The following is a 17,514-nucleotide window of genomic DNA, read 5'->3' as shown; positions in this document are numbered from 1 at the left end:
TATGAAGATGGGAAAAATAGTTAGCTACTTGATGTTTTTATCGGCGATTTTATCCGCTCAGGGCTGCGGAGTCAAATATGGCTTCACCGGTGGATCGATTCCCGAGGGAATGAAAACCTATACCGTCGAGTTTTTTGAGAATACCGCCCCCATTGTTTATCCGACACTCAGCCAATCGTTTACGGAGGCGCTCAAAGAACGTATACGGAGCCAATCGAGTCTGAGCCAGGTGACCAACGACGGCGATGCGATTTTTGAGGGACGGATTACAGGCTACAGCATTACTCCCGCTGCCGTGGAAGCCGGCACGGACCGTGCAGCGCTCACCAGGCTTTCGATTACCGTTAGCGTGAAGTATACGAATACCATCAAACCGGAAGACAACTTTGAACAGCCGTTTACCCGCTTCAAGGACTTTGCCGGTGCCGTGTCTGCACAGGAGGAATCGTTAATACGTGACATCAATCAGATGCTCACTGAAGATATATATAACAGAGCATTCGCAAACTGGTAAGCTAAAATTTGGAGGTCATAGGCGGCGTGGAACAACTAGATTACAAAGCATTATATAACGGAACAGTAGCCGATCCATCCACGGTTGACGGGCCAACCTTATCCCTGTTGATCGATCGTTATCCGTATGCCCAGTCGTTACGCTTTATCCATGCGCGGAAGCTGTTGCAGGAAAACGAGAAATCCCATATCGACGACGTTCTGTTATATACAAATTCTCCCCTTTGGTTACAAGGGTATCTGGTTGAGGGCCCGCCCCTTATGAAAGATAGACCAGCCGCTGACAGCTCACTGCCGCCCGAACCGGACAATGCAGATTCCGACGTTTTCGAACATCCAGCGGGAATAGACTATTTTGTTTACGCGGAACAGGAACAAACTGGGGAATCAACCGAAGTCGTCCCGTTGGTAGAAGCTACACCTCATGAAAAAGTAAGCCTCTATAACGACGCACATATGCCGTATAGCTTTCTTTGGTGGCTCAACAAAACCCGGATGGAACACGCGCATACGTATCAACCGTATGCCCCACTCAATAGCCAGCCTCTCGATGAACCGACAGATAGACAGGTCGAGGAACAGGTGTTAGACCAGCAGATCAGAGAGAATATTTTTCATTTACAGGCCCCTGAAGAAAAGCTTAGCGAACAGCACCGAACCCGAACCGTGCCGTTTCAGGTTCCGCGGAATATCGATCCGATCATTGAACGGTTCATCCGGGAAGAGCCGCAAATCAAGCCACCGCCGGCAGATAAGATCGATTTGGAAAACAAAGCCCGAAAGAGTGCGGAAGATCAGCTGACATTGGTTTCGGAAACCTTGGCGAAAATCTATGTCGATCAGGGCTTATATCCGAAAGCAATCGCAATCTATAAAAAATTAAGTTTGAAATATCCCGAAAAAAGTGGTTACTTTGCCGCTCAAATAGCTGAACTAGCGGATAAATTAACATAACGATATACCGAAAATGCAAACATTATTGATCATATTAATTATTTTGGCCAGTATTATATTAGCATTCCTTGTGCTGATCCAGAACCCAAAGGGTGGCGGGTTAGCTGCTGGATTCGCCGGCGGAGCCAATTTAATGGGAGTGAAACGCACCGGAGATATTTTGGAGAAAGGGACCTGGATCATGGTCATCGCCATTATGGTCTGCTCACTGGTTATTAACGTTTTAGCGCCTTCTTCCGGATCGGGAGGAAGTGGCGGCAGTGGCTTAAGCGATCAGATTAACTCGACAGCGCCGGCAGCTCCTGCTTTTCCATCGGGAGAGGCTCCGGCGGCTACGCCACAGGATACCCCCCAGAATACCGATACCGCTCAATGATAATCGTCTGATAATCGTCGCATGCGACCCGATAGCAAAGCCTCCTGATGATCATTCCGGAGGCTTTTCTCTTATTCGTCCGTACCGAACGCGGAAACTGCCAGAAGCACTGACATCCTGACACACCGAATGCTCCATGCCGGGAAACACCTGTCCGCAAAATGAAAAAATGGCAAGGTAAACCGATGAATCGCGACTTGGCATAATTGATGAGATAGGCTATCCGAGAAAATCAAACATTAATAACAATTAATAATTAATTATTAAATAAAATCAATTATGGCGTTAAGTATTAAACCTATCGGCGACAGAGTGGTAGTGGAAGCTGCCCCTGCAGAGGAAAAGACCGCATCGGGTATCTACATCCCAGATACCGCTAAGGAGAAGCCACAGCGCGGAACGGTAGTGGCTGTCGGTGCAGGAAAAACGGACGAACCTTTGACTGTAAAGGTAGGAGACCAAGTGTTGTATGGCAAATATGCCGGCACCGAGATTACTTACGAAGGAAAGGAATATTTAATTATGAAAGAATCTGATATCTACGCAATTGTATAACGTAGTAATCAGCTATTCGTTTTTCTTCGTAGGTGTTTAATAATTAATGGTAAACTTAAAAGTTACGATGCGGGATACAGCGATTGATTCTTAAAATCTCGGATCGCATGTTTAACATCTCAAATCAATTAAAAAAATGGCGAAACAAGTAAAGTATAATGTGGAAGCACGTGATGCCCTGAAAAGAGGAGTAGACACGTTGGCAAATGCAGTGAAAGTGACATTGGGTCCACGTGGACGTAATGTGATCATTGAGAAGAAATTCGGTTCTCCGTCGATCACGAAAGACGGTGTCACCGTTGCTAAAGAAATCGAACTAAAAGATGCGCTCGAGAACATGGGTGCGCAAATGGTAAAAGAAGTAGCTTCCAAGACTGCCGATCAGGCGGGTGACGGTACGACAACTGCCACCGTTTTGGCCCAGGCAATCATCGCTCCTGGATTGAAGAGCGTCGCTGCCGGTGCTAATCCGATGGATTTAAAACGTGGTATCGACAAAGCCGTTGCTACCGTGGTAGAAAGCCTTCAATCGCAATCGCAAACCGTTGGCGAAGACAACAACAAAATCAAACAAGTAGCGAGCATCTCAGCTAACAACGACGAAGTGATCGGCGCGCTGATTGCGGAAGCTATGGAAAAAGTTGGCAAGGACGGTGTCATTACCGTGGAAGAAGCTAAAGGTACCGAAACTGAAGTGAAAACGGTAGAAGGTATGCAGTTTGACCGCGGCTACCTGTCGCCTTACTTCGTAACCAACACCGACAAGATGGAAGCTGAACTGGAAAGTCCTTACATCCTGATTTACGATAAGAAAATCAGCAACATGAAGGAATTGCTTCCCATCCTGGAAAAACAAGTACAAACCGGAAAACCGCTGTTGATCATTGCTGAAGATCTTGACGGCGAAGCATTGGCTACGTTAGTGGTTAACAAAATCCGTGGCTCACTGAAAGTAGCTGCTGTAAAAGCCCCTGGCTTCGGAGACCGTCGTAAAGCAATGCTCGAAGACATTGCTATCCTTACCGGAGGTACGGTTATTTCTGAAGAGAGAGGCTTCAAATTGGAAAATGCCGACCTTTCCTACCTGGGTCAAGCTGAGAAAGTGGTTGTTGACAAAGACAACACGACCATCATCAATGGCTCTGGCAACCCAGAAGATATCAAAGGCCGCGTAAATCAAATTAAAGCACAAATTGAAACGACCACTTCAGACTACGATCGCGAGAAATTGCAAGAGCGTCTGGCTAAATTAGCGGGCGGTGTAGCGGTGTTGTACGTAGGTGCAGCTACCGAAGTGGAAATGAAAGAAAAGAAAGACCGCGTAGATGACGCCTTGCATGCTACCCGGGCTGCGGTAGAAGAAGGTATCGTTGCCGGCGGTGGTGTCGCCTTCATCCGTGCTGGTGAATCTTTGAAAGACCTGAAAGGCGCTAACGAAGATGAAAACATCGGTATTGAAATCGTGAAGCGTGCCATCGAAGAGCCGTTGCGTCAAATCTGCAACAACTCAGGTATCGAAGGTGCCATCGTGGTACAAAAGGTGAAGGAAGGTACGGCCGACTACGGTTACAACGCACGTACAGGCGATTACGAAAACCTGATCGGTGCCGGTGTAATCGATCCAACCAAAGTATCTCGCGTAGCATTGGAAAACGCGGCTTCCATCGCTTCGATGTTGCTTACTACGGAAGTAGTACTGGCAGACGAGCCGGAAGAAGAAAAACCAGGTGCAGGCGCTCCTCCAATGGGCGGCGGCATGGGCGGAATGATGTAATCATTGCCCGGTTAAGGGACCATCATATACGCAGAACGGTACATCTTAAAAAGGTGTACCGTTTTTTTGTTTCCTAAGCATTAACAAATCTCCTACCTATGTGGAAATCCAGCATGACGTGACTATATTGAACCATTGGAATACATAAAGATATCGCTATTTTTGTGTTGACCGCTAGCCGGATCCTGTACAACTCCGGAATCGATGAGTATACATAGTGAACCCAGAAGAGATTTTATTAGGAAATCCGCATTGATGGCCGGAGCTCTTGGCAGCGGAATTTTCGACCTTTCTGGATATAGAAACACGCATACCGATATGATAAACCCGTCCACAAAAAGTATCATTGGAAATTACGGTGCCTGGGCAACTTCGCTGCGTCCTTCTCCGGGAACCCTGTCTTTTCGACGCCCTGCATGGAAAGACCTGAGCACCTGGAAGGAAAAAGCGATGGCAAAAACCACGGAATTGATGGCTTCACCGGATATTGGGGCCATTCCCTCCGTGCGAACGGAAAAAAGGTACGTTTTTGATGGCCTAGCTATCGAGGAGTTGTCTTGGCAGCTGCCCTATGGCCATCGTACCCGAGCTGTCGTAATGAAACCTGAGAATGCCGTAGGCCGCCTGCCCGGTATACTGGCCTTGCACGACCATGGTGGGAAAAAATATTTTGGCGTGGATAAAATCACCCGCCTAACCGGGGCCCAACACCCGCTGATGGTTAACCATCAACGGAGCGATTACGAAGGACAGGCTTGGGCAAATGAAATCGCCAGGCGGGGCTATGTCGTGTTGGTACATGATGCCTTTACATTCGGAAGTCGGCGGGTAAGGTATGAAGATGTGGAGGGCCTTCCATGGGTTCCCCACCGGGGCCATCCCAATAAACCGGATGGCGATGTAGACAGTGAATACATTCTGGAATACAATCAATGGGCCGCTGAACATGAACATGTCATGTCCAAATCGCTTTTCAGCAGCGGCACCACTTGGCCTGGTGTATTTTTGGCCGAAGACCAGGCAGCGTTGTCCATACTCGCAGCTAGGGATGATGTGGATTCCGAAAAACTGGGCTGTGGCGGTTTATCCGGAGGGGGCCTGCGCACCGTGTATCTGGCAGGCACGGACGCACGTATCAAATGCGCGGTTTGCGCCGGCTTTATGTCCACCTGGGATGATTTCGTATTGCACAAATCGTATACGCATACTTGGATGACCTACGTTCCCTTACTCCCCAATTACCTCGAATTTCCGGAAATTCTGGGCTTGCGCGTACCGCTGCCTACCCTGGTGCTTAATAACAATCAGGACGAGCTGTATACGCTGGCCGAAATGAAAAAGGCGGATGGCATTTTGCGTGAGGTGTATGCGAAAGCAGGGGTGCCCGGCCATTTTGAATCCGTATATTACGACGGTCCGCACAAGTTGGACGCCGGCATGCAGCAAAAAGCTTTCGACTGGTTTGGTAAGTGGTTGCGATCATGATCGCCACTCACCGCAATTTTTCGTTATTTCGATGCCGGTCCGCATCGCGGATATCTTTCTTTTGCAAGTTCTTCGTAAGCGCTTCCGTGAGGTCGATTCCCGTCTGATTGGCTAAACAGATCAGCACAAATAGTACGTCGGCCATCTCATCGGCAAGATCTATCTGTTCGTCCGATTTCTTGAACGACTGTTCGCCATATCGCCGGGCCATGATGCGGGCCACCTCACCTACCTCCTCCATCAGAATCGCCGTATTGGTTAATTCGTTGAAATACCGGATACCCGTCGTATGTATCCAGCGGTCTACTTGCTCTTGGGCTTCTTGGATAGTCATACTGGTGAATATTAATATTAATGATTATCTCTGTCTTTTGTATCCATAACGATCGTCACGGGTCCATCATTTACGAGGGAAATTTTCATATCGGCACCAAATATTCCGGTTGCTACGCTTTTACCTAAGTGCCCCGAAAGCTCCCCGATCATCAACTCATACAGGGGAATTGCCTGGTCAGGTTTGGCCGCACGGATAAAAGAAGGACGGTTGCCCTTCTTGGTCTGCGCCAATAACGTAAATTGAGAGATTAAGAGAATATTCCCCTGTACATCATGCAGGGATTTATTCATCATACCGGCTTCGTCGCCAAACACACGGAGGTTTACGACTTTTTGTGCCAGCCACCGGACATCGTCGATTCCGTCTGCTTCCTCAATACCCAACAGCACGACGAAACCCTGTCCGACTGCACCGACAACTTGCTGATTAACCGTACAGGATGCCTCGGAAACTCGTTGGATAACCGCCCTCACTATTTTTTACCGACCCGATAGAGCCGACCACCATCGGTAACCGCATATAGTGCCCCGTCTTTCCCTTGTTGCACATCACGGAAACGCTGGGCTTCACCGGCAAGCAGGCGTTCTTCACCCACGACTTTGTTGTCTTTGATCACCAGTCGCGCGATATGCACACTGCTCAAGCCACCGATAAATAGGTTATTCTCCCACTCCGGAATGGAATTGCCCGCAAAAAATGTCATGCCACTCGGCGATAATACCGGATCCCAGTAATAAACGGGCTGTTCCATGCCTTCCTTTTGCTGGATGGAATCGCCGATCTTCTTACCGCTGTACTCAAGACCATAGGTGATGGTAGGCCATCCATAGTTCTTACCCGGTTCGATCCGGTTGATTTCGTCGCCACCGCGCGGACCGAACTCACCTTCCCACAAATCGCCCGTTGCGGGGTGGAAGGCCAGTCCTTGCACATTACGGTGTCCATAGGAATAAATTTCGGGACGGGCATCGCTCCGGCCCTCAAAGGGGTTTCCGGGAGCCGGCTTTCCGTCGGTAGTGATCCGGAGCACTTTTCCCAAAGCGGAGTTCAGGTCCTGCGCCTGTGGTCTGGTGACTATATCGGAGCGTTCGCCCGTGCTGACGAACAAATGGCCGTCTTTGTCAAACAGTATCCGTCCGCCGTAATGTAAATTGCTTTTGTGTGCCGGCGTGGCCTGATATATTACCTGCGCATTTTCAACGCTTTTTTCGTCGGCAGCTAGCTTTCCTTTCGCCACAGCGGTAAGCGTTCCGTTCGGAGTGTCCTGGGAGAATACCCAATAAACCATGCGGTTGCTATCGAATGCCGGATCGACGGTCACGCCTAATAAGCCTCCCTGTCCATTGGAATTCACTTCAGGAAGCCCTGTAATGGCCTCGCTAAGAGTCCCGTCCTGTGATGCAATACGGAGGGTACCTGCTTTTTGCGTAATCAATAACCGTCCGTCCGGCAGAACGGCAATGCCCCATGGGCGGTCCAGCCCCTCGCTCAATACTTTTACATCGTACGGAGTCGAAGTTTTTACGCCCGCGATACGCGTTTGCCCTTCAAATGCCGGCTTATAGTCGGTATTGGCTTCCTGGGTTTCCACCGGTGCATAGGTTGAATCTGCTACCGACTCTTTTTCTGCTTCTTTGGATGCCGAAGAGTCGCACGCCGAAATCACCAGCGATAAACCCGCGACCACGCCTATCGATTTTAATGTCTTTTGCATAACCGAAAATTTTCCCTAAAGATAAATACATTTTGCGGACAAAATCAATGCCTAACTATACAATAAAAAAGAATGCGCTGTTATTTTTACATTTATAACAGCGCACCGATCCGGGAAATGCCCGAACTTAGAATTTCAGATTCAATCCGAGCAAAAAATTGGTTGTCGCCTGCGGATAATAGTAGTTGTAGCTGACCCGATCGGTCTCGGATCGGTAATATCCCCACGTGAAACCATTTGCCGAATATTTCTCATTGAATACGTTGTTGACCAACAAGGTCAATCCCAGGTTCTTCAATTTCCAGAACGAAGTACGATAGGCAACACGAAGGTTGTTTACGAAAAATCCATCGATGCTCCGCTCACGGCTACCTGTGTTGTCCAAGTATTGCCTGGACACATATTTGCTCAACAAGGCCAATTCAACCGGTTTCCAAGGCGTGAAAGCCAGTTCGCTGGATGCCACCCAATCGGGCGAAAATGAAATATCCGTAAGGGGGTAAAAATTCTCGACATCACCCACTATTTCCGTGAAATTTTTGATCTTATTTTGGCTGTATGCCAATGTAGCCCCCCAGGTGAACCAATCGACCGGCATCCACCGGCCATCGAATTCAACGCCGATCCGGTAGCTATCTTCTACGTTTCTCCGCAGGGTACTACCCACGTCGTTGAGCTGACCTGTAGGGATCAGCTGGTTTTTGTAGCGCATCGCATACCCATTTATTCCGATATTAAACCGCGGCGACCTGATCCGGTATCCCGCCTCAAAATCGTGCAATCGCTCGGCCTTCGGACTTTGTCCCACAGGCCAGTCGGTAAAATCACTCCGGATAGGCTCTTTATTGGCGAGTGCATAGGAAGCGTATACATTGCTTGATCCTGACAGTTGGTAGGTAATGCCTACTTTCGGATTGAAGAAATCAAATTTCGCATCCTGCGTTATATCACGCAGGTCGTTATCGATTCCGGCAATGGCATAGTCGATATGGCGGTATTGCACATCGGCGAACAGGAATACGTCGTTCAATCGGTAAGAGGCCTTTAAATACGTATTGAAATCTTTCTTCGTCGCATCGCCATCGTAGTACCGATAGGACGTGTTAAAGGAGTTCGCAGCGTCGCCGAGGTAATCACGTGCGGTAAATAACGGGTGACGCGACCAGACAATGTCACCATAATGTCCACCTTCGTACTGGTTGTAAGCCCCTCCCCATGTAACTTCAAAACTCCCGGCAGGTTTATATACCAAGGAATAAGTTCCGCCGTAAAAGTGATTGTCCAGCCATCGCTGGCGTACAAGATCGGTCTCTTCAATGGTATTTTCTCCGACGATAACCGGGGACAACCCATAGTCGGCCAATTCATCGCGATCCCGGAACTGTTCATAATAGCCCTTTCCACGCGTGTAATGCAAGGCGGTGTTCAGAGTCAACCGGCTTGACAGGGTCGAAGAAAACAGCAGTTGGTAATGAGTTTGCCGGTAGTTATCCGTTTCGTTGTCATACAAGTATTTGTTATATCTCCGGTCCGATTTTGATAGGTTTTCAATCTCGTACTCGGTAAGCCCGTCGTCTGCTGCATAGGCTTCCATCGCCTGCACATCACCGGTAAGCCGGGATTCCGGCGTTCCGTACCAAGCTTGATAGGTTTTTTCTTTCCCGCCGAACACATTGGCACGGAGCAGGCTGTTTTTGCCATACCACGCTCCGGACAGGAAAAAAGATTGCAGATCGGATGTAGCCCGATCGATATAACCGTCGCTCTTGATGCGCGACATCCGCCCATCGAAGGTGAATTTGTCATCGATTAGCCCCGTCCCCAACCGTATGGTATTTTTCCAGGAATTGTAGGAGCCAAACGAATTATCCAATTCCGCATACGGGTCTTTGTTGAGTGTGTTGGTTTGGAAATTTAGGCTGGCCCCGAAAGCGCCGGCACCATTCGTCGACGTCCCGACACCCCGTTGGATCTGCACGTTGTCAACCGATGAAGCAAAATCGGGAAGATTCACAAAAAATGATCCCAAGCTCTCTGCATCATTTAGCGGGATGCCATTGACGGTAACGTTGGTACGCTGACCATCGCTACCCCGTATGCGCATACTGGTATATCCGATTCCTGCTCCCGCGTCGGAAGAAATGACTACCCCAGGTGTTTGGTCAAGTAAATACGGGATGTCCTGTCCGAGGTTGTTTTTCTCAATGTCCGTTTTGCTCAGGTTTTTATAGGTCGTTGCCGTGTTTTCAGTGGCACGTGTAGCCTGGACAACGACTTCGTCTGTTAACAATGCGGCTCTTTCCATTGAAAAGCGGATCCGCTCGTCTCCTGATACGGTCAGTTCGCGGTACTGCGACTGGAACCCGAGGTAACTTACTCCAATGGTATACGTATCCGGCTTCAGATTCCGGATGTACACCCTGCCTTCGGCGTCGGTTTGTCCACTGTAGGCCGTTCCGGAAACCCGTACCGAAGCCCCCGCCATCGGTTTGTCGGCTACGAACACCTCTACCGTGAGGCCATGTTGAGCGAGAACGATAGCCACGTGCAAAAAAAACGCAATCCCTGCGATTAATTTTTTTACCATCTTTATTGTAATTTTTCGTTAAACACAACTGCCACAAGGGGTTCATGACAGTCCAATTATTTAACTTACCTCCCTACGCCGGCATTATCCGGATCAGGTGCATGGCACTCATGCCATTGGGTATGATCTCAGCCTTTATTTGTGTTTGTCGGTACAAACAAGGCACCCCTAAATGATAGGTGCAAAGATATACTTATTTTTTCAATGATGAAAAGCAAAGCGTTTAGCAACATCGGGCACCGATTGAGGCGGTTATCAACGAAACCAGGTTATTCCAAATAAAACTAGATATTTGATTCCTATTTACACTTATAGGCTTTCATGGTATTCCTGAAATAGTTATTAAGGTCGAACAACAATGAACACAAAAACCGGACTTTTACGATTACCCCTCTATACCGGGTTGATACTCCTCTGCCATAGTTCCGTAATTTTTAAGCTCTACAGCCAGCAAGCCAGCAATGCCTCGTTGAAAGAAACGTTTGCCGCTGATTTCCTGATCGGAACCGCATTGAATAGCCGTCAGATTAAGGCCACAGATGGAGCCGAATTGCAGCTTATCCAGGGGCAGTTTAACGCCGCTACACCCGAAAATTTAATGAAAGCACAGTTACTACAGCCGCAATGGAACCGTTACGAATTCGAAGAGGCCGACCGATTTATAGCGTTTGCAACTAAACACAACATGAAGATAAACGGCCACGCACTGATCTGGCATAGTCAATTGCCAAGGTTTATGCAGCAGATGGAAGATGTGGATTCCGTGCGCCAATACTTTGTCAGACACATTCGTACCGTTGCCGGTCGATATGACGGTAAAGTCGACTCCTGGGATGTCGTCAATGAAGCATTGAATGAAGACGGCTCGCTCCGAAATTCCATCTTTCTCCGTGTACTTGGTGAAGACTATATCGTAGAGGCTTTCAGACTTGCACAGGAAGCTGCGCCGAATACCAAACTCTATTACAATGATTACAATATTGAACAGCCGAGAAAAAGAGCAGGAGCCATTGCATTGATCAAGAAAATCCAGGCAGCAGGCGTGCGCATAGATGGTGTTGGCATCCAAGGGCACTGGCACGTGGGGCGTGTCCCCATGGAGCACATCGAACAGTCCATACGTGCATTTTCAGCACTCGGTGTCGAAGTGATGTTTACCGAGCTGGACCTAAGTGTGCTTCCGAATCCACTGGGAGGCAACACGGCAGAAGTAAGCCGAACAGCCAAGTACAATAAACAGCTTAACCCTTATCCTGACGGAATGCCGGATAGCGTACAGCGAGCGCAGGCCCAAGCGTATGAGGAGCTTTTCCGGCTCTTCTTGAAGTACCGTGAAGAGGTAACCAGGATTACGTTGTGGGGGGTACACGATGGGCAATCTTGGCTGAATAATTGGCCGGTACGTGGCCGAACCAATTATCCCTTATTATTCGATCGGCAGATGGTCCCAAAAACCGCATTCTATCAGGTATTGAAATCAAAGTCACCGGGCAATTAATTGTTTATATAACGTGCGGGCTGTTCTGTTGTTACCGCATTTAATTAGTCACTTTCATAATGCCGTGCATAATGCGCCAATGTCCGGGGAACGTACATACATAGGGATACTCACCCGGTGTAGCGGGTACGGTAAATGTCAACTCAAAACGATCGGCAGGATTGACCAACGGCGTATTAAACAACACATCCGGCGTTGAAGGAACATATTGCATTTCAACGCCATTAGGCCGTTTGGCAAGCTCGTCCGCGGCTTGACCTACTTTTTCGAAGGTACCCGGTTTCAAAATCAACAGATTGTGTTGCATATGATCCGGATTCTCGAAGACAATTGTCAATGTCTGGCCTGCTTTGGCTGTAAAGTTGGTGACGTCATATTTCATCTCACCAATTACCGCTTTGATGGTGATCGACTGATCGGCGACCGCCTCAGCCCCACCACTAGCTTCCGTAGTGTTGACGATTACAAGCCGGGCATTCTCCAATAGTCCCGTGAAGTGGAAATCATCGGAGTATTCTCCTACATTTGCAATACGGGGCTCATCATCCCAGCGGCGCTGCCGGTTATGCCCTACACGGATGGGCCCGTCAGGTGCTTCAGCAAATAAGCCTGGAGCCTTGCCACTTGCCACTTGTTTATCATCTACAGATAACGTCATATTCCCGTCGGCACGTAACGATGCCTTTACCTTAAACTCTCCGGGCAGCGAATCGGTTGAGGTGACGATCGCCTTACGACCCTTTTGGTTCACCTGAAAATATAACTTCCCGTCTTTTAGGAAAACCGCATAGCCATCCTTATTGTCTCCTTGTGAAACCAATACCCCTTCCATTAGGGTACGACGCATCTCCGGACGCCGGATGTCGGCGACAAAACTCATCTCCTGATTGGCAAGGTCAGGTATTTGAGGCCCACCTACCGTTCCGCCACGTTCGGTGCTCAGGGGCAATACCGACATCCGGCTACCGGCAAATATCCGTTCAGCCAACGAGCCGTCCATATTGGACAAATCCAGGTGTCCGAATTTATGGTGATATGCTTCCATGAATGCCTGCCGATGCACCGAACCTGCAATCAGCAATGCGTGCGATACCCATTTATCACTGACGTTCTCCGGCTGTTGTACGGCCTCGAACAATGCCTTACCAATCTCGGTAGTCGACCCCGCATCCGATAACGCCAAAAAAGCCGCAAGACGCACACGAAAATCAGGATCCTGTGTCACGTTAGACTGAAGGATCTCCTGTACTACGTCTGCGTTGCCGATAGGGAGCGTCTGGACTGCCGCCCGCCGTACTCCCGGAGCGGGGTGTTTCAACGCTTTGACAACGACCGACAAGCTTTCATCATCACTGCCCTCCAGCAGTCCCAATCCGTGCAGTGTCCATATCGCGTGGGTTGCGGCACCGTTTACACCTACCGCATCGACAGATTCGTCCACAATCAGATCATACAGGTCATCCTTAACGGATTTATTGCCAGATTCGACCAGGAGACGCTGGGCTGTAAGCCGCCAGAATAGATTGTCACTTTGAAGCGCATCGATCATTGTGCCCGGTCGTTTCCGGTCTAATTTATAATGCTTGGAAGGCTTTGCATCTTTATACACCAATCGGTAAATACGTCCGCGCGTATTGTCTCGAAGCGGATCGATATACGCATTCCCGGCTCCGTTATCGAAGCCATCCGGGGTAGGATTGTGCTGAATGACAAAATTATACCAATCCAATATCCACAATGCCCCGTCAGGTCCGACCTTCGCGTCTACTGGGCCAAACCAGTTATCCGAGCTGGCTACCATATTCCATCCATCACCTTTTTCTTTAAAACCCGATCCGACCTGTTCCAGCACCTGACGATGCACCAGTCTTCCTGTAGGTTCGGAAATAAAAGCGATCCGGTTCCAATACGTTTGCGGAAATACCCTTGCGGTATATAGCCTATGACCGGAAGCAGCCGTAAAGCCACCATGTACGTCCACCTGCCGGAGATCTTTTGTCAACACGTGCATTCCGTAATGCGCATCGATTTTCTCGATCCCTTTTTCCCGCAACTTCGCCTTTTCATAATACCGGTTAGGTATCGCCAGAAAATCGCTGTGCTCGTTGTTTGCCGTAGACACAAACACATCAAAGTCTTCCGAGAAACCAAGGCCCCAGGTGTTATTTGACGTGTTGGCCAAAAACTCGAAACGTTGTGCATCCGGTGCAAACCGATATACGCCAGAGCCGAATTTATAGGGCTTTCCACCGATGGTCCCTTCAAAAGAAGAATAGCCAACCGTTCCCCAAACCTGGTTATCCAATCCATACTGCAAATTGGAAGGACCTGCATGCGTGTCAAATGTTCCCCATCCGTGTATCAATACCTCTTTTACATCTGCCTTATCGTCTCCATTTGTATCCTTCAAAAATAAGAAATCGGGGGCCTGCGCGACGATTACCCCGCCATTGGCAAATGTTAGTGAAGTTGGGATATTCAACCCTTCGGCAAATACCGTAAATTTATCTGCTTTGCCATCACCATCGGTATCCTCACAGATCAGTATCCGGTCATCTCCCGCTCCCTTGTCATCCCGTACCGTATTGGGGTAATCAACCGTTTCCACTATCCAGAGCCTACCTTTTTCGTCCCAATCCATGGCAATGGGCTTTCTGATGTCCGGCTCGCTAGCAAACAGTTCCAGTCGGAATCCGGGAGGTACTTGTATTAACGTCTGCGACTCTTCCGGGCTAAGTGGAAGTTGGTATCTGGGCGGTGGATTCCGCTTTTCATAATTTGGCATGGTGGCTTCCTGATACGTCGGTTGTGCGATTGTAAATCCGTTCAATTTCGCCGCAGCCTCTTCACCTACGGCCCACATAATGCCATTGTGAACCAGCTTGAGGAATCCCGGATTTCGGAACGTCCGCTCATCATGGCCAAAAGCGGTATAGAAAACCCTGCCCTTGCCGTATTCTTTTACCCAGGTATAGGGTTCACGTCCCATACTGTCAACCCGCTCCATCAGTACGATGATGTCGTCTGCCTTCTTATCGTGTACATATGTCTCATCCCACTCGGTTGTAAAAGATTCTACTCCTTTCATAACCGGGTGTTCGGGCATTACGATTTCCGCATTGAATGACCCGCCGCCATGGCTTTTGAATTGTCCGCCAATAAGCGCCACCACCTCCGGAGAATTGCGGAAACAATAGGAACCCGAATGAAGCGGAATAAACCCTTTTCCCGATTTGACAAAATCCAGCAGCCCTTTCTCCTGTGCCGGGCTGATTGAATCGTGATTTGCATAAAGGATCAAGCCGTCATACAGCTCCAGGTCTTCTTTAGCTAAATCTTCAGGATCGGTGGAATAGGTAATATTGATTCCCTTCGTAAAATATTCTTGCGCCAAGATGCCTGCCAACATTTCCGAATCGTGATGCTTACTGTCATGACCGAGAAAAAACAACTCAAGCCGTCTGGGTGCATCGTCATTCTTCCTGCGCCCATTGCATCCGACAAAATACAGTGGGATTACCAACAGTAATAAAAATCTGAATGTTTTCATTTGCATGGTCAAATTAGCGTTTATTCAAATTGGTTTAATCTTCTCGGTCAGCCGGACTTGTCCTGGTTATGAAAACGTAAAATCGGGCAAGGAAATGATTTTGCCTCCTTGTTGTGCCGACTCATGGGCTAGAATGCCCACGCACGTGATATTTGCGGATTGTTTCTCATTTGGATACGGCGACCTGCCCTCCTTTAAGGCACTGATAAATTCGTGAACGAGATGTGGATGGGAGCCTCCATGTCCTGCCCCTTGGGTAAAAGAGAGGTGTTGATTGCTGTCCTCATCATATACACCCCCGGTTGTAAAGTGCTGAATAGGTGCCGGTAACAGATGCGCATAATCGGGCGACTGTACCTCTTCCGGAATATCCGGTTCAGGCTTTTTGGCGGTATGTATCACCAACGGCCGGCCTTCAATCAGCGGCCATTCCACTGCCTTTTTTGAACCATATACCTCGAAACTTTCGCGATATTGCCTTGCCGTATCAAACAAAGAGCGATAGATGTGTGCACTTAAGTCAGAATTCCGGAATTTAATATGGGCCGTTTCGACTGCAAACGTTGAATGATAATGGTGATGCAACTCCGACCGTATGGTACCCGAACCAAAACACGAAACATATTCAGCTTCATTGCGTGTAAGCGCCAATACCGGTCCTACGCAATGGGTGGCATAATGCATTGGAGGCAAACCTGGCCAATAATTAGGCCACCCATCCATGTCCTGCTGATGACTCGCCTTGAGGAATTGGATTTTTCCCAATTCTCCCTTTTCATAGAGTTCTTTCATGAACAGAAACTCACGGGCATAAACCACGGTCTCCATCATCATATATGTCAAGCCGGTTTCCTGCGTAGCTTTCACGATTGCCTCACATTCTGCAACCGTTGTTGCCATAGGTACCGTGCACGCGACGTGTTTGCCGGCACGCAGTGCTTTGATAGACTGTTCGGCATGATTAGGAATGGGGGTGTTGATATGCACCGCATCAATCTCTTTGTCCGTCAGGAGTTCGTCATAGTCCTGATACCTCTTCTCAATTCCAAACGCATCGCCAATTTTGTGGAGACTATCTGCATTCCGCTGGCATATTGCATACATGTTGGCGTGGGGATGCCGTTGATAGATAGGAATAAATTCCGCACCGAACCCGAGTCCGATGATGGCTACGTTGATCTTGCTTTTGCTCATAATATATTCGTTTTTCCTGTTGCCCATTTTCTTAAAAACTCATGTCCGTCGCTTGCAAACGCATCCTGGCTCTCCGCTAGGTTACGCCAGATGCATACCGCCGCTGCCAGTTCCTGATTTTCAGGGGTGAAACTTTCGATGGACACAGTTCCCGTATAACCGATTGCTTCGAGTCCGCGATAATATTTTTCCCAACTGGCATTGCCGGATCCGGGCGTACCGCGATAATTTTCAGCAACCTGAATATGCAGCAGCTTATCACCTGCCATTCGGATAGCCCGTTCCGGATCAGGTTCTTCGATGTTCATATGAAACATATCCAAACAAATTCCTGCCGCCGGATGATCGATTTCCGCTATCATCCTCGTGAGGTCGGTTACATTGTTCACCAAATCAGATTCAAAGCGGTTCAACGGTTCGAGAGCGATCCGAAGCCGACGTTCGGCAGCCCGCTCACATACGGTGTGAAGATTTTCGACGGCACGGCTCCATTCCAACTCCCTTTGCTGTGGAGGCACCATCCGGGCCTTTCCTACCGCCGAATACATCGGACCGGCAAAAAATCCAGCACCCAATTCGACTGCGATATCGAGGCATCGGGAGATATAATCCATGCCACTATTACGCAACGACTCGTCGTCGTTTGTCAGGTCTCGGGTGCTTCCAAATGCACCGCATAAAATCGCATCCAATCCGTTATTGGCCAGCTCCGATTTCACCTCCTTCACATCAATCAGACTGGGATCCTCGACGGCGATCTCAATTTTGTCGAAGCCCATGCGTTTGACTTTGGCAAAAAGCTCCGCAGCATCGTCGGTTTTAAAGGGAGATGTCCACAACCATGTGCTAACCCCTAGTGTGATCGTTAACGGCATCGTATCAAGTATCGGTTTTATTTACCTATTGTCGTTTATAACGGGTACAATTCAAAAGCTAAGGTAGGAGTTAAAATGTCAATGTAACACCTGTTAAATAAC

The 17,514-nt window shown here is 48.7% G+C and carries 14 protein-coding genes and 1 riboswitch; of the genes, 7 read left to right on the top strand and 7 right to left on the bottom strand.

The genetic code is table 11. The features are described from left to right. Positions 1–7 precede the first annotated feature (7 nt). The 6 genes from ACFQRK_RS13735 (at position 8) to ACFQRK_RS13710 (ending at position 5,657) form a co-directional block, all read left to right on the top strand. Complete coding sequence (locus ACFQRK_RS13735; protein WP_379007596.1) at positions 8–514, top strand: LptE family protein; 507 nt, start codon at positions 8–10, stop codon at positions 512–514. An 8-nt stretch (positions 515–522) separates the two neighbouring features. Then, positions 523–1,467 (top strand): hypothetical protein, encoded by a 945-nt coding sequence (locus ACFQRK_RS13730; protein ID WP_379007594.1) that lies wholly within the window; start codon positions 523–525, stop codon positions 1,465–1,467. A 13-nt stretch (positions 1,468–1,480) separates the two neighbouring features. Beyond that, positions 1,481–1,843, top strand: a complete 363-nt coding sequence (gene secG, locus ACFQRK_RS13725) for a preprotein translocase subunit SecG (protein ID WP_379007591.1) — start codon at positions 1,481–1,483, stop codon at positions 1,841–1,843. Between the two features lie 279 nt (positions 1,844–2,122). Further along, complete coding sequence (gene groES, locus ACFQRK_RS13720) at positions 2,123–2,398, top strand: co-chaperone GroES (protein WP_079718112.1); 276 nt, start codon at positions 2,123–2,125, stop codon at positions 2,396–2,398. A 136-nt stretch (positions 2,399–2,534) separates the two neighbouring features. Further along, positions 2,535–4,172 (top strand): chaperonin GroEL, encoded by a 1,638-nt coding sequence (groL, locus tag ACFQRK_RS13715; RefSeq protein ID WP_379007588.1) that lies wholly within the window; start codon positions 2,535–2,537, stop codon positions 4,170–4,172. Positions 4,173–4,376: 204 nt separating this feature from the next. Further along, a complete protein-coding gene (locus ACFQRK_RS13710) occupies positions 4,377–5,657 on the top strand; it encodes a hypothetical protein (protein ID WP_379007585.1) in 1,281 nt (426 codons plus the stop codon). A 7-nt stretch (positions 5,658–5,664) separates the two neighbouring features. Here the strand turns inward: ACFQRK_RS13710 and ACFQRK_RS13705 are convergent, their stop codons facing one another. The 4 genes from ACFQRK_RS13705 to ACFQRK_RS13690 form a co-directional block, all read right to left on the bottom strand. Continuing rightward, positions 5,665–5,991 (bottom strand): nucleotide pyrophosphohydrolase, encoded by a 327-nt coding sequence (locus ACFQRK_RS13705; RefSeq protein ID WP_379007582.1) that lies wholly within the window; start codon positions 5,989–5,991, stop codon positions 5,665–5,667. Positions 5,992–6,008: 17 nt separating this feature from the next. Beyond that, positions 6,009–6,467, bottom strand: a complete 459-nt coding sequence (dtd, locus tag ACFQRK_RS13700; RefSeq protein ID WP_379007579.1) for a D-aminoacyl-tRNA deacylase — start codon at positions 6,465–6,467, stop codon at positions 6,009–6,011. Further along, complete coding sequence (locus ACFQRK_RS13695) at positions 6,467–7,708, bottom strand: PQQ-dependent sugar dehydrogenase (protein WP_379007578.1); 1,242 nt, start codon at positions 7,706–7,708, stop codon at positions 6,467–6,469. Before ACFQRK_RS13695 ends, dtd begins: the two co-directional genes overlap by 1 nt. Positions 7,709–7,835: 127 nt before the next feature. After that, complete coding sequence (locus ACFQRK_RS13690) at positions 7,836–10,295, bottom strand: TonB-dependent receptor (protein WP_379007576.1); 2,460 nt, start codon at positions 10,293–10,295, stop codon at positions 7,836–7,838. Positions 10,296–10,347: 52 nt separating this feature from the next. Continuing rightward, positions 10,348–10,475, bottom strand: a riboswitch (TPP riboswitch). A 178-nt stretch (positions 10,476–10,653) separates the two neighbouring features. Here ACFQRK_RS13690 and ACFQRK_RS13685 point away from each other — a divergent pair. Further along, entirely contained in the window at positions 10,654–11,793 is a 1,140-nt protein-coding gene (locus ACFQRK_RS13685) for an endo-1,4-beta-xylanase (protein ID WP_379007574.1), read from the top strand. A 40-nt stretch (positions 11,794–11,833) separates the two neighbouring features. Here ACFQRK_RS13685 and ACFQRK_RS13680 read toward each other — a convergent pair whose 3' ends face one another. The 3 genes from ACFQRK_RS13680 to ACFQRK_RS13670 all read right to left on the bottom strand — a co-directional run bounded on the left by ACFQRK_RS13680 (position 11,834) and on the right by ACFQRK_RS13670 (position 17,412). Continuing rightward, positions 11,834–15,343, bottom strand: coding sequence for a PVC-type heme-binding CxxCH protein (locus ACFQRK_RS13680; RefSeq protein WP_379007572.1), 3,510 nt, complete (start codon positions 15,341–15,343; stop codon positions 11,834–11,836). Between the two features lie 66 nt (positions 15,344–15,409). Beyond that, the gene (locus ACFQRK_RS13675; RefSeq protein ID WP_379007570.1) at positions 15,410–16,537 is read right to left on the bottom strand and encodes a Gfo/Idh/MocA family oxidoreductase; all 1,128 of its coding nucleotides are present in this window, start codon (positions 16,535–16,537) and stop codon (positions 15,410–15,412) included. Next, a complete protein-coding gene (locus ACFQRK_RS13670) occupies positions 16,534–17,412 on the bottom strand; it encodes a sugar phosphate isomerase/epimerase family protein (protein ID WP_379007568.1) in 879 nt (292 codons plus the stop codon). Before ACFQRK_RS13670 ends, ACFQRK_RS13675 begins: the two co-directional genes overlap by 4 nt. Positions 17,413–17,514: the final 102 nt, after the last annotated feature.

Source organism: Parapedobacter sp. GCM10030251, assembly GCF_042666505.1.
GTDB lineage: Bacteria > Bacteroidota > Bacteroidia > Sphingobacteriales > Sphingobacteriaceae > Parapedobacter.
The sequence above is the reverse complement of the archived record's forward strand: the minus strand, read 5'-3'. Positions and strand labels throughout refer to the sequence as shown.

Excerpts from the sequence above, each read along its gene's own strand:
- ACFQRK_RS13735 (WP_379007596.1), top strand. The coding sequence starts at position 8 with ATGGGAAAAATAGTTAGCTACTTGATGTTTTTATCGGCGATTTTATCC.
- secG (WP_379007591.1), top strand. The coding sequence starts at position 1,481 with ATGCAAACATTATTGATCATATTAATTATTTTGGCCAGTATTATATTA.
- groES (WP_079718112.1), top strand. The coding sequence starts at position 2,123 with ATGGCGTTAAGTATTAAACCTATCGGCGACAGAGTGGTAGTGGAAGCT.
- groL (WP_379007588.1), top strand. The coding sequence starts at position 2,535 with ATGGCGAAACAAGTAAAGTATAATGTGGAAGCACGTGATGCCCTGAAA.
- ACFQRK_RS13710 (WP_379007585.1), top strand. The coding sequence starts at position 4,377 with ATGAGTATACATAGTGAACCCAGAAGAGATTTTATTAGGAAATCCGCA.
- ACFQRK_RS13705 (WP_379007582.1), bottom strand. The coding sequence starts at position 5,991 with ATGACTATCCAAGAAGCCCAAGAGCAAGTAGACCGCTGGATACATACG.
- ACFQRK_RS13695 (WP_379007578.1), bottom strand. The coding sequence starts at position 7,708 with ATGCAAAAGACATTAAAATCGATAGGCGTGGTCGCGGGTTTATCGCTG.
- ACFQRK_RS13690 (WP_379007576.1), bottom strand. The coding sequence starts at position 10,295 with ATGGTAAAAAAATTAATCGCAGGGATTGCGTTTTTTTTGCACGTGGCT.
- ACFQRK_RS13685 (WP_379007574.1), top strand. The coding sequence starts at position 10,654 with ATGAACACAAAAACCGGACTTTTACGATTACCCCTCTATACCGGGTTG.
- ACFQRK_RS13680 (WP_379007572.1), bottom strand. The coding sequence starts at position 15,343 with ATGAAAACATTCAGATTTTTATTACTGTTGGTAATCCCACTGTATTTT.
- ACFQRK_RS13675 (WP_379007570.1), bottom strand. The coding sequence starts at position 16,537 with ATGAGCAAAAGCAAGATCAACGTAGCCATCATCGGACTCGGGTTCGGT.
- ACFQRK_RS13670 (WP_379007568.1), bottom strand. The coding sequence starts at position 17,412 with ATGCCGTTAACGATCACACTAGGGGTTAGCACATGGTTGTGGACATCT.